Raw genomic sequence first — 12,355 nt, 5'->3', positions numbered from 1 at the left:
CTCCAGCACGAGACGCCCGCGCTCGTCGAGCCTCCCGAGATCACCGGTGCGGAAGAAGCCGTCGACGAAGGCGTCACGGTCGTCGTCCGCGTTGCGATAGCCGGCGAACACACCGACGCCCTTCGCGAGCACCTCGCCGTCGTCGGCGATGCGCACGGTCGAGCCGGGAAGCGGCACCCCGACGGTGCCCGAGCGGATGCGACCGGGCAGGTTGCCGGTGAGAGGCGCGGTCGTCTCGGTCAGCCCGTACCCCTCGATCACCGGAACACCCATGCCGCGAAACAGCAACGACAGCCGTGACGGCAACGTCGCGCCGCCCGAGAGCACGTAGCCGATGCGCCCGCCCATGAGGCCGCGGATGCGACGGTAGAAGAGGGCGTCGAACACGCGGCGACGCAGCCCCAGGCTCCACGACGACGCGGGCCGCTCGCCGTCGTCGATCTGCTCCTCACGCCGTGCGAGCTGCGTGGCGGTGCGAACCGCGGCATCCCAGACCCGCCCGAGGTGCTTGTCGGCGGCCTTCGCCGCGGCCGCCGCGGCGATCTTCTCGAGAATGCGGGGCACGACCACGAGGAAGGTCGGGCGCAGCTCCGCGAGCGAGGCGACGACTTCCGACGGCTCCGAGAGATGAGCGATGCGCATGCCGCTGGCGAGACAGATCAGCTGCAGCCCCCGGGCCAGCACGTGCGCCAGGGGAAGGAAGATCACCGTGCTGCCGTCCGCCCGCACGATGTCGGAGTACGCGGCGGCGATGTTGAGCACCTGCCCGAGGAAGTTCTCGTGGCTGAGGACGACGCCCTTGGGCGTGCCGCTCGTGCCCGAGGTGTAGACGATCGTCGCGGGCGAGGTGGGGCCGGCATCCGTGCGGGCACGCTCGAGCACGGCGTCGTCGACGAGGCCGCCGCGAGCGGCGAGGTCGGCCAGGCCACGCGTCAGGGAGAGGACGGTCGGTACCCCGGCCGCCGCCAACGCGGACCGGGAGCGCTCGTCACCGAAGAAGGCGACGCGCACGCCGGCGTCGGCGACGATCGCCGCGACCTGGCTCGGCGCGGAGGAGTCGTACACGGGCACGACGACGCCTCCCGCGAACCAGACGGCCAGGTCGGCGACGGCCCACTCGTAGCGCGTCGGGGCCATGATCGCCACGGCGTCGCCGGTTTGCAGGCCGTCGGCCAGCAGCCCCTTGGCGACCGCGCGCACCTCGGCGGCAAAGGCGGCTGTCGTCACCGGCCGCCACCGTTCTCCGTCGCGCACGTCGAAGGCGACGTGGTCGGGAGCCTCGTCGACCCGACGCGTCAGCAGGTCGGTGACATTGCGGTACGCCGACAGGTCGGCAAGCGGCGCAGTCGAGACTTCTCTCACGGACGGAGCTCTCCTTCGGGATGGGCGTAGCTGCCTCTTGTTCGGAGCCGTGGCCCGATCGGATCGGGTGTCCGCTCCGAAATCCTGCCATGCTCGCGCCCGACGCCCGGATGGGTTGCCGAAGCGCCCGCCGACACGGTATGGAGGCTCTCGCCGCGTGCGCGACCGGATACGCTCGCAGAGTGAGCTCCTCCGCTGTCATGCCGCGGCTCCCGGCGAGCGCCGTCACCGCACGGGGAGGCCGATGACCATGCCGCACGACGACGGGCTCGAGGACTTCGCCGACCTGATGGCCTCGGCCCCCAGCGGTGCGTCGCACGTGTCGTTGTCCGCCGAGGATGCCGAGCGCCTGCGCCGGCGTCGGCGCCGCCGCCGTGGCTGGCTGATCGCCGCAGGTGTCGTGCTCGCGATCGTCGCCGGCGCCGGCGGCTACACGGCGTGGGCCCTCTCGGCGCCGTTGCCGGCGCTCGAGACGACGACACGCGTTCCGACCGTGGCGCCGGGCGCCCCGGCAGCGCTGGCGATGCCCTCCGGACGGGCCGCCGCGATCTCGGTGGTCGGCGCCGCGGGCGATCTGGGGGCGGCGGGACTGCACGCGGTGAGCGGTGACGACCAGCCCCGACCGATCGCGAGCATCAGCAAGCTGATCACCGCGCTCGTCGTGCTCGACGCTCATCCGCTGCAGAGCGCCGACGACCCCGGTCCGACGATCACGTTCGACAAGGCCGACCACGACCTGTACGACCAGTACTACGTGCTCGGCGCGACCGTGGCCGCCATGCCGACCGGCAGCTCCATGTCGCTGCGCGACGCCCTGACCACCATGCTGCTGCCGTCGGCGAGCAACTACGCCGACGCGGTGGCGATGTGGGCCTTCGGCTCCCGTTCGGGCTACGTCTCCGCGACGCGCACGTGGCTCCAGGCTCACCAGCTGAACGGAACGACGATCGTCGAGCCCACCGGCATCGATGAGCGCAACACGAGCACACCGAGTGATCTGCTCGCCATCGGACAGCTCGCCGCGGCCAACCCCGCTCTCGCCCGGATCACGTCGATGCCGTCGGCCACCGTCCCGACGGTCGGAGAGGTGGACAACACCAACGATCTGCTCGGCAGCGACGGTGTGACCGGCCTGAAGACGGGCAACCTCGGCGCCGGGACGTTCGCACTGCTCTACACCGCGACGAGCAACCCCGGACTGGGCGAACCGCTGAAGATCGTCGGCGTCTCGCTCGATGGGCAGTCGCGGGAGCAGGTGGATGCCGATGTCACCACCGCGCTGCGCAGCGTCGCCGCCGGCGTGCACCTGGTGCCGGTCGCGAAAGCGGGAACACCGGTCGGCACGGTGACGAGCCCCTGGGGCGGGGAGGCGCAGTTGGTGCTGTCGCGCGACGAGAGCCTGCTCACGTGGTCCGATACGCCGATCACCGCATCGATCACGCTGACGATTGCGCCGACCGGCCAGGACGGCCAGCAGATCGGCATCGCGACGTGGACCTCCGGCGGCCGCAGTGCCAGCGTCGCGGTGGCCGTGCGCGGAACGATCGCCCCTCCCGACGACTGGTGGAAGCTGACCCACCCCTCGCTGCTCGGCGGCCCGGCACCGTCGCCGTCGCCGTCGCCGAGCCTGAGCGTGAGCCCGTCTCCGACTCCCACCGCCGGCGGCTGAGCGGCGCGGATCAGCCCAGCGCGCCCGAGACGAGCCAGCGGCGCAGGACGCCGTACGCGGCATCCCTCGGCTCCGGCGCCGACAGGAACACGTCGTGGATCGCGCCGTCGATGTGCGCGACCGTCACGAGAGAGCCGATCCGCGTCGCCGCACGGGCGATGTCGGCGACCACCAGCACGCTGTCGGTGGAGGTCATCTCCGGCGCCCACTGCAGCGGCGTCGTCGATGCGGCGGAGAGCAGGGTGAGCACCGGGGCGTCGATCGTCAGGCCGCCGGCGACCGTGGCGTGACCCCGCATCACGGCGGCGAGCCACCCCGGATGGGTGGGAAAGCCCCGCTCGGGACGCCAGCCTTCGGGGCTGTCGGGCAGGGTCCCCAGTTCGCGCTGCGCGCGCGTGTAGAAGCCGAGATCGACGACTGGGTGCGCGCCGAGAGGGTCGAAGCGTGCCCGCATCGCGATGATCGGGGCGATGGCCTGACGCCCGATCGCACCCGTCTGCAGCTCCAGCCACGGACTGTTGAGCACGACGGCGGAGGCCGCGCCGCGATGCCGTGCCGCCCAGAGGCTCAGGGTGAGTCCTCCCGTCGAGTGCCCCAGCAGCACGAGCCGCCGGCCGCGATCGTGCGTGCCCATCGCGGCGAGGGCGGCGGCGATGTCGGGATCGTAGTCGTCGAGCGTCGTGACGTATCCCGGGATCTGCCCCGGGCGCAGGCTCCGGCCGTATCCGTGCAGGTCCAGGGCGTAGAACCGGGCACCGAGGCCCGTCCAGAAGCGCGCCAGCTCCGTCTGGAAGAAGTAGTCCGACCACCCGTGCACGTACAGCACGTCCACACCGTTCAACGGTCGCAGCCACGGCATCCGCGGGAGGGAGCGCACGAGGGTGGCGGGATCGGCGTCCGCGCCGAGCTCGAGCGTGAGCTGTTCGAAGCCCGGCCCGAGGATGTCTGCGACCCACTCGCCCGCCATGTCGCCAGCCTATCCGCGGCTCCTCTGTGCGGGGCGACGAGGATAGCGGAGGAGATTTCCGTTCGGGAGGACGGATGCCGCGGCAGCGACCTCCCGACGCGACATCTCCTCCCGGGCGGTTCAGCGCGCGAGGTGGAGTCCCTGGGCGACCGCACGCATGAGCACGTCCTGCACCTGCTCCCACTGATGGATCACCTGTCGATAGCCGACGCGGATCACGTGATACCCGAGCAGCATGAGGGCGGCATCGTGCGCGTTGTCGGCATCGCGCTGCCCTCCGACATGGTGGCCGCCGTCGATCTGCAAGACGAGCCGCTCGCCGATGAGCAGGTCGACGCGGTGGCCGGCGATCCAGATCTGGCGCCGCAGCGACAGACGCATCCACCGCAACCGGGGCACGACGATCGTCTCCAATCCCGAGTCGGACCAGACCTCCGCCGCCGCGAGCACACGGCGCGCACAGGCCGGAAGGCGAAGCCGTGCCAGCGCCGGGGCGCTGACCTCTTCCTTCCGCAGAGCCGACTCCCACACCGCCAACGCGACCTCGAACGGTTGGCACGCGGCGACCGCAGCGAGCACGTTCTCGCGAGCATCGACCAGTGCATCCGGATGCCGCGGCACCACCGGCCGCGCCCAGTGCACGACCGCGGTGGCCGTCGGCGCCCTCCCGGCGTGAGCGTGAGCGGCGACGTGAACGCGCGCGTCGTCGTCGTGCACCCACCAGCCGCGCCGGCGCGCCTGCGTCACGCACGAGATCACCACGCCCGACCGTGCCGCCGCGATCAGGTGCGGGTCGGCATCCGGTACGGCCAACCAGCCGCGAGCCACGCGCACCAGCTCCCGCCGCGCCACCGCGCGGTCGAGCGCACCGCGCCCGTATCCGGCTCGAGCGATCCGATCGCTGCGGACCACGCCTCCGCATGCACGGGCCCACGTCGCGGCATCCATGTGCGACATCGTGACCCGAGCCACAGCCGGCGACCCCGCGCTCCGCGGCATCCGTACACAACCTGTCGCCTCTCCCCGCTGGGGAGGAGTCGAAGCAGGCCCACCCGCGTGCGCCAGCGGAGGAGATTTCCGTTCGGGAGGACGGATGCCGCGACAGCGACCTCCCGACGCGACATCTCCTCCCGAACCGACGCCTTACTCGCCGCGCGAGACCCGGACCATCTCGTCGCGGTCGACGACCTTGATGCGCGCACGCTCGTGCGGGGCGCCGAGAGCGACCTCGTGCTCGTCGAGACGATGCCACCCGTCGAGGTCCGTCCACGCGACGCCGCGCTCGGCCAGCAGGGCGGGGATCGCCTCCGGCGACGGGTCGGCGGGCTGCCACCACGACGCCTGGTCGTTGATGAGGTGGCTGATCGTCTCCATCGCGTCCGACTTCGTGTGCCCGATGAGTCCGACCGGGCCGCGCTTGATCCAGCCGGTCGCATAGACGCCGGGCACGCGCTCGTTGGAGTCCTTGTGCAGCACCTGACCCTCGTGATTGGGGATCACGCCGTGCTTCTTGTCGAACGGCACGCCCGGCAGCGGCGATCCGAAGTAGCCGACGGCGCGGTACAGCTGCTGGATCGGCACCTCGCGCAGCTCGCCGGTGCCGATGACGCCGCCCTGACCGTCCGGACGGGTGCGCTCGTACACGAGAGCGGCGACGCGGCCGCTGTCGTCGGTCTTCACCTCGACGGGCTTGGCCCAGAAGTGCAGGTGCAGCCGGCGCGACGCCTCGCCTCCGGCGTTGTTGACGCCCGGCCGCTGACGCCACGACTGCAGCACCCGATCGATGACCATCACCTGCTTGTTGCTGGCGACCGCGGCGCGCGACGCCTCGTCGTAGTCGAAGTCCTCGTCGTAGACGACCATGTCGACGTCGCGCAGCTCGCCGAGCTCGCGCAGCTCCAGCGGGGTGAACTTGACCTGGGCGGGGCCGCGGCGACCGAACACGTGCACGTCGGTCACCTGCGAAGCCTCGAGCCCGGCCTGCACATTCGCGGGGATCTCGGTGACGAGGAGGTCTTCGGCGTGCTTGGCGAGCACACGCGCGACGTCGAGCGCGACGTTGCCGTTTCCGATCACGGCGACGGATGCCGCATCCAGCGGCCACTCGCGCGGGAAGTCCGGGTGTCCGTCGTACCAGCTGACGAAGTCGGCCGCGCCGAACGAGCCGGCCGCATCGATGCCGGGGATGTCGAGGTCGGCATCCTTGATCGCACCGGTGGCGAAGATGACGGCGTTGTAGTGCTGCTTCAGGTCGTCGAGGGTGAGGTCCTGACCGAAGCGGACGTTGCCGAAGATGCGGATGTCACCGCGATCGAGCACGTCGCGAAGGGCGGTGATGATCCCCTTGATGCGGGGGTGGTCGGGGGCGACACCGTAGCGCACGAGTCCGTAGGGGGCGGGAAGGTGATCGAACAGATCGATCGAGACGTCGAACTTGCGCTCGGCCTTCAACAGGATGTCCGCCGCGTAGATGCCGGCGGGGCCCGCGCCGACGATGGCCAGCCTCAGCTTGGTCATGGGTGTGTCCTTCGTGTTCATCCGGTCGTGGGGCAAGGGCCGGCAGGCCCGGGTCGAGACGCGATCAGCTCGAGCGGTCGACGATGACGTGGGCGAGTTTGACCAGCGCATCGCGCACGGGACCGGCCGGAAGCGGATCGATCGCCGCGATCGCGGCATCCGCCCACTCGTACGCCTTGGCGCGGGTCTCGGCGGTCACGGCGTGTGCACGCAGCTGCTGCATCGCCTCGTCGAGGATCGCAGGATCGGCTCCGTCGGCGATGCGCGCCACGCCGTCGTCGATCGTGGCCTTCAGCGCGCGCGAGGCCGGGTCGGCGGCCCGGGCGAGAAGCAGGTAGGGCATGGTCGGCACGCCGGCGCGCAGGTCGGTGCCGGGGACCTTGCCCGTCTCGGCGGGGTCGTCGGAAAGGTCGATGACGTCATCGAGCAGCTGGAAGGCCACGCCGACCTTCTCGCCGTATTCCAGCGCGGGCTGACGGTACTCGGAGGGCGCGTCCGAGAAGAGGATGCCGGCCTGAGCGGATGCCGCGATCAGCGATCCGGTCTTGTCGGCCAGCACCTGCAGGTAGAAGTCGACGGGGTCCTCGCCGGCCTGAGCGCCCACCGTCTCGTGCATCTGTCCGAGGACGAGACGCTCGAACGTGTCGGCCTGCAGACGGATCGCGCGTTCGCCGATCTGGGCCATCAGCTGGCTGGCGCGCGAGAACATGAGGTCGCCGGTGAGGATGGCGACGTTGTTGCCCCACACGGCGTGGGCGCTGGGGACCCCGCGACGCACGTCCGCACCGTCCATGACGTCGTCGTGATAGAGCGAACCCAGGTGGGTCATCTCCAGGGCCGTGGCACCGGTGATGACGTGCTCGGTGGTGCCTTCGCCCAGCTGCGCGGTCAGGAGCGTGAGCATGGGACGCACCCGCTTGCCGCCGGCCTCGTAGAGATAGCGCGTCGTGGCGTCGGCGAGCGCGTCACTGACCCGCAGCTCGCGGGCGAGGGTGTCCTCGACGCGGTCGAGGCCGTCCTCGACGACGGCGAGCAGCTTGCGCATCCGGGGACCAGCGAGCACACGCTCGGTCAGACCGAGGTTGGCCGTCAATCGCGCACCGGCAGCGGAGGAGCTCGCAGTCACCCTCCCAGCCTACCCGCGGCCGTCGCACCCGCGGTCGCGGAGGCCGTTTCGACTCGGGCGCTACGCGCCCTCGCTCAACGACCGGGAGTCGCTGTCTCCCCCGCTCGGTGAGCGAGGGCAGCGAGTCGAAACGGGGCTCAGACGAGCGGCTTGATCGCGCGGTGCAGCGCGACGATGCCGAAGGTGAGGTCGCGGTGGGCGACGCGGGTCCAGCCGGCGTCGCGGATCCACGAGGAGAGCGTCACCTGGTCGGGCCAGTCTTTGATCGACTCGTTGAGGTAGTCGTACGCGTCGGCGTTCGAGCTCACGCTGCGCGCCACCGTCGGCAGGATCCGGTCGTTGTAGAACCGGTAGAGGCTCGCGAACGCGGGGTTCTGCGGGTGCGAGAACTCGCACACCAGCAGCATGCCGCCGGGCGCGGTGACCCGCAGCATCTCGGTGAGCGCCTTCTTCGGATCGTTGACGTTGCGCAGGCCGAACGAGATGGTGACCACGTCGAACTCGCCGTCGGCGAACGGCAGCGCCATCGCATCGGCCTCGACGAAGGTGACGTTGGGCACATGTCCGTGACGACGGCGGCCCTCGGCGATCATGCCCGGCGAGAAGTCGCCGGCCACCACCTCTGCGCCGCTGCGCGCCAGGGCGACCGAGCTCGCGCCCGTCCCGGCGGCGAGGTCGAGGATGCGCTGACCGGGCCGCGGAGCGATGGCACGCGTCGTGGCGATGCGCCAAAGCCGATCGTTGCCGAGGCTCAACACGGTGTTCGTGCGGTCGTAACCGGCGGCGACCTCGTCGAACATGCCGCTCACGCGGGACGGATCCTTGCCCAGGTCGGCGCGGTGTTCACTCACCCTTCGATCCTAGGCGCGCTCGCGGCGGCGCGGCAGCGCGGCAGCGCGGCGGCTCTCAGCGATGAGGCAGCGCCGCGAGCACGGCGAGCCAGTGCGCCGCCGTCGCCTGGTCGTAGGGCGCCCGCTCGGCACGGACCTCGGCTTCGAGCTCGACCGCCACGGTCTCGAGGCGCTCGACGATCTCCCTCGGGTAGCCGTACTGCACGCGATGCTCGTCCCACTCGTCGCGGTCGTCGATCCAGATGCCGCGGCCGTCGCGGGCACGCACGACGTCGAGGTCCATGTCGATGCCCGTGGGGCTCGGGATGCCGGCGGGATCCGCCGCGGCATCCCATCGCAGATCCCACGCCACATCGATGTAGATCGCGATGCGCGGGTGGGTCGCGTTGAGGGTGGCGGCGTATTCGCCGCTCGGCGGGATCAGGGTGACGTTGTCGCCGTCGCTGACCGTGTCGACGCCCNGTCGGGCACTGGCGCAGCCCGTCGCGCTGACCGACCCAATCGCCGTGGACGTCGCTGCCGAGATACACGCACTCGTGCTCCCAGTGCGGTCCGCCCCCCACTTGCGCCAGCGGAAAACGAGCGGGGTGCCGGGCCCGGGTCAATCGGTCATGGCGGGAGCTAAACCCGCCCTGACCTCGGGCGCCCCGCTGCCGCGCGCCCGCGGGATTAGGCTGATCGGGTGAGTTCCGCGCCGCTCCTGCCACCCCGCCTGCGCATCGTGAGCCGGGAGATCGCCGCGATCGACGACCTGCTCGAATACGCCGATCCGGCCGACCCCCTGGTGTGGGCGCGACGCGGATCGTGGCTCGTGGGCGTCGGCTCGGCGCTGCGCATGGAGGTGCCGGCGGCGGATGCCGCAACCCTCGCCGACCGCTGGCGCGCAGTTGCGGCGGCGGCGACGGTGGACGACCACGTCGGCGTTTCCGGCAGCGGCCTGATCGCCTTCGGCGCGTTGCCGTTCGACGTGGAGTCGGCCGCGACCGCGGTGCTGACGGTGCCGCGGATGACGATCGGCACGCGCGAGGGCCGCACCTGGGTGAGCTGGGTGCTGCCCGACGACGGCGCCCCCGAGCCCGATGAGCCCCGCGCGATCGGCTACGGCCCGCACTGGTCGGCCGCGGTGGGACCCGGCGCGCTGACTCCGGAGGGCTATCAGGATGCGGTCCGTGCGGGACTTGCCGCGATCGCCTCCGGAGAGGTCAGCAAAGTCGTGCTCGCTCGGGAGCTGGCCGGCACGGTTCCGGCCGGCGCCGACCTCCGGCGACTCGCGCGCTCGCTCGCCTCGTCGTACCCCGACACGTGGGTCTACGCCGTGCACGGGCTCATCGGCGCGAGCCCCGAGACGCTCGTCACCGTCTCGGGGGGCCAGGTGACCGCGCGGGTGCTCGCCGGCACGGTCGCTCGGGGCGCCGGCCCGGACGCCGATCGCGAGGCGGCGCTGCGCCTGGCGACGAGCGCCAAGGACCTCGCCGAGCACCAGTACGCCGTGCGCAGTCTCGTCGACGCCCTCTCGCCGCACGCGAGCGCGCTGGCGGCCGCGGAGCAGCCGTTCACTCTCGCGCTGCCGAACGTGTGGCACCTCGCGACCGATGTGGAGGCCACGACCGCCGCCGAGACCTCCGCCCTCGACCTGCTGGGGGTGCTGCACCCGACGGCGGCCGTCGCGGGAACACCGACGGCGGCCGCTCTGGCCGCGATCCGTCGCATCGAACCGTTCGACCGCGGCCGCTACGCCGGACCCGTCGGGTGGGTCGACGCGAACGGCGATGGCGAGTGGGCGATCGCGCTGCGCGGGGCTCAGTTCGATCTCGCGGCGGCGGATGCCGACGGCATCCCGTTCCGCGCGCACGCCGGCGCCGGGATCGTCGCCGGCAGCGACCCCGAGGCCGAGATGCTCGAGACCCGCGTGAAGTTCCGCCCGATCGTCGACGCCCTGGCGTAGGGCGCGCCCGGGGTCAGCTGTCGGCGAGGCGTTTCTTCTCGGCCGCGACGTCGAAGTCGGCGGCGGGCCAGTGCGGATCGATGTCTTCGAGCGCATCCAGCAGGAGCGCCTGGACGGCCAGACGTGCGTACCACTTGCGGTTGGCGGGCACGACGAACCACGGCGCCTCGGGGGTCGAGGTGCGCGCGAACACCGTCTGGTAGGCCGCCATGTACTCGTCCCAGAGGCGGCGTTCGTCGATGTCGCCGGGGTTGTACTTCCAGTGCTTGTCGGGTCGGTCCAGCCGCTCCCCCAGCCGGCTCTTCTGCTCGTCGGCGGAGATGTGCAGCATCACTTTGACGATGCGGATGCCGCGATCGACGAGCCCCTTCTCGAAGGCGACGATGGCGTCGTAGCGGCGCTCGATCTCGTCGGCAGGCGCGAGCGCCCGCACCCGGCCGATGAGGACGTCCTCGTAGTGCGACCGGTCGAACACCCCGATGAAGCCGGGTGCGGGGACACGCTTCTCGATGCGCCACAGGAAGTCGTGCGCGAGTTCCTCGGGCGTCGGCTTCTTGAACGCGGCGAGCGCGACGCCCTGCGGATCGACCGATCCGACCACGTGGCGGACGATGCCGCCCTTGCCCGCGGAGTCCATCGCCTGCAGCACCAGCAGCACCGCCGGAGCGCCCTCTTCGACACGGCTCTGCGCGTAGAGGCGCTCCTGCAGCTCATCGAGCTCGTCCGCACCCGCCTCGAGGTCGCTCTGCCCCTGGTCTTTGTCGCCGTCGTAGCCCGGAGTGGATGCCGGATCGAGATCGGCGAGTCGGAACCCCGGGCCGACGCGCAGGAGCTCGGCGGGATCGGCGTTCCAGTTCTTCTGGCTTCTCGCGGTCATCTCCACATCATGGCGCGGGCAGCCGGATCCGGCCAGGGTGTTCAGCGCGCGAGGGCGACCTCGATGATCTGCCGCCCGACGACGCGGGCGGTGAGCGCCTGGTCGAGCTCGGCGCGCGTGGCGACGCGGACGTACTCCCAGCCGTACGCGGCGGCCAGCGGCGCCAGATCCACGTCCTGCGGCGTGTAGAGCACCCGCCGCATGGCGTCGGGCCCGGCGATTCCGGCGACCTCGAGCCCGTCGAAGATCGTTCCCCCGCCGTCGTTGCCGACGACGACCTGCAGCCGCGGCGCCGTCTCACCGACCGGCAGCAGAAGCGCCCCCACGTCGTAGAGGAAGGCGAGATCGCCGGTCAGCACACGGGTCACGCCGACGTCGGCGCCGGTCTGGCTCGCGATCGCGATCCCCATGCCCGTCGCGATGGTGCCGTCGATGCCGGCGAGTCCGCGGTTGGCGTGGACCGGCACCTTCTTGCCGCCGAGCACGCCGTCTGCGACACGCACGAGGCGCGACGAGGCGAAGAACAGCCGGTCGTGGGGCCAGGTCGCCCGCCACACGGCATCGACGAGTCCCACCCGGTCGATCGGGGCGCGCGCGACGGCGAGCTCGGACGCGATGGCGCCGAGGCGTTCGGCGGGTACCGCAGACGACAGCGCGGCGGCATCCGGCGCCGGCGGCGCGAGATCGACGGATGCCGCGCGGGACGCCCGCATCCAGGCGCCGAACCACTCACGGTCCATCTCGCCCACGGCGGCCACGACGGCGTCGACCGAGACCGAGGTGCCGTTGAGGTTGAGCGGCTCTCCCGGCCCGCGCACGGCGAGCACCTCGACGTCGTCACGCGACAGCAGCGCGGTGACCTCGCGGGTGAGCGTCGGATGACCGAAGACGACGGCGCGCTCGATGCGGCCGCCCAGCTCCGCATCGCGCAGCAGTCCGCGGTAGCCGTGCACGAGGTTGCGGCCGAAGCGGGCGCCGCTGACGATCTCGGCGATCAGCGGCCAGCCGCCCGCGTGCCCGAGCGCCTCGGCAGCGGGGCCG

The 12,355-nt window shown here is 71.7% G+C and carries 11 protein-coding genes; 2 read left to right on the top strand and 9 right to left on the bottom strand.

The window, feature by feature from the left end; genetic code table 11:
• Positions 1 to 1,362: AMP-dependent synthetase/ligase (locus I5I_RS05645; protein ID WP_036317485.1), on the bottom strand; the 1,362-nt coding region annotated here is incomplete at its 3' end.
• Positions 1,363 to 1,606: 244 nt separating this feature from the next.
• Here I5I_RS05645 and I5I_RS05640 point away from each other — a divergent pair.
• Positions 1,607 to 3,031: a D-alanyl-D-alanine carboxypeptidase family protein gene (locus I5I_RS05640; protein WP_239640033.1), complete on the top strand. Its 1,425-nt coding sequence runs from the start codon at positions 1,607 to 1,609 to the stop codon at positions 3,029 to 3,031.
• A gap of 10 nt (positions 3,032 to 3,041) precedes the next feature.
• On the opposite strand, the gene I5I_RS05635 is transcribed toward I5I_RS05640, so the two are convergent.
• The 6 genes from I5I_RS05635 to I5I_RS17510 all read right to left on the bottom strand — a co-directional run bounded on the left by I5I_RS05635 (position 3,042) and on the right by I5I_RS17510 (position 8,844).
• Positions 3,042 to 3,998, bottom strand: a complete 957-nt coding sequence (locus I5I_RS05635; RefSeq protein WP_036317484.1) for an alpha/beta hydrolase — start codon at positions 3,996 to 3,998, stop codon at positions 3,042 to 3,044.
• A 120-nt stretch (positions 3,999 to 4,118) separates the two neighbouring features.
• Positions 4,119 to 4,946, bottom strand: a complete 828-nt coding sequence (locus tag I5I_RS05630; protein ID WP_036317483.1) for an endonuclease domain-containing protein — start codon at positions 4,944 to 4,946, stop codon at positions 4,119 to 4,121.
• Between the two features lie 195 nt (positions 4,947 to 5,141).
• Entirely contained in the window at positions 5,142 to 6,515 is a 1,374-nt protein-coding gene (locus I5I_RS05625; RefSeq protein ID WP_036317482.1) for an FAD-dependent oxidoreductase, read from the bottom strand.
• A 64-nt stretch (positions 6,516 to 6,579) separates the two neighbouring features.
• Entirely contained in the window at positions 6,580 to 7,641 is a 1,062-nt protein-coding gene (locus tag I5I_RS05620; RefSeq protein WP_036317481.1) for a polyprenyl synthetase family protein, read from the bottom strand.
• A 137-nt stretch (positions 7,642 to 7,778) separates the two neighbouring features.
• Positions 7,779 to 8,492, bottom strand: a complete 714-nt coding sequence (locus I5I_RS05615) for a class I SAM-dependent methyltransferase (protein WP_036317480.1) — start codon at positions 8,490 to 8,492, stop codon at positions 7,779 to 7,781.
• A gap of 55 nt (positions 8,493 to 8,547) precedes the next feature.
• Positions 8,548 to 8,844 carry a hypothetical protein gene (locus tag I5I_RS17510; protein WP_239640032.1) on the bottom strand — a complete coding sequence of 99 codons (297 nt, stop codon included), beginning with the start codon at positions 8,842 to 8,844 and terminating at the stop codon, positions 8,548 to 8,550.
• A 330-nt stretch (positions 8,845 to 9,174) separates the two neighbouring features.
• Here I5I_RS17510 and I5I_RS05605 point away from each other — a divergent pair, with 330 nt between their 5' ends.
• Positions 9,175 to 10,437 (top strand): isochorismate synthase, encoded by a 1,263-nt coding sequence (locus I5I_RS05605; RefSeq protein ID WP_036317478.1) that lies wholly within the window; start codon positions 9,175 to 9,177, stop codon positions 10,435 to 10,437.
• A gap of 13 nt (positions 10,438 to 10,450) precedes the next feature.
• Here I5I_RS05605 and I5I_RS05600 read toward each other — a convergent pair whose 3' ends face one another.
• Positions 10,451 to 11,314, bottom strand: a complete 864-nt coding sequence (locus tag I5I_RS05600) for a polyphosphate kinase 2 family protein (protein ID WP_036317476.1) — start codon at positions 11,312 to 11,314, stop codon at positions 10,451 to 10,453.
• Positions 11,315 to 11,355: 41 nt separating this feature from the next.
• Positions 11,356 to 12,355, bottom strand: a 1,000-nt coding sequence (locus I5I_RS05595) for a 2-succinyl-5-enolpyruvyl-6-hydroxy-3-cyclohexene-1-carboxylate synthase (protein ID WP_036317474.1), incomplete at its 5' end; no start/stop codon positions are given.

Origin of the sequence: Microbacterium sp. B24 (assembly GCF_000333415.1) — a bacterium.
Classification (GTDB): Bacteria; Actinomycetota; Actinomycetes; order Actinomycetales; family Microbacteriaceae; genus Microbacterium.
The sequence above is the reverse complement of the archived record's forward strand: the minus strand, read 5'-3'. Positions and strand labels throughout refer to the sequence as shown.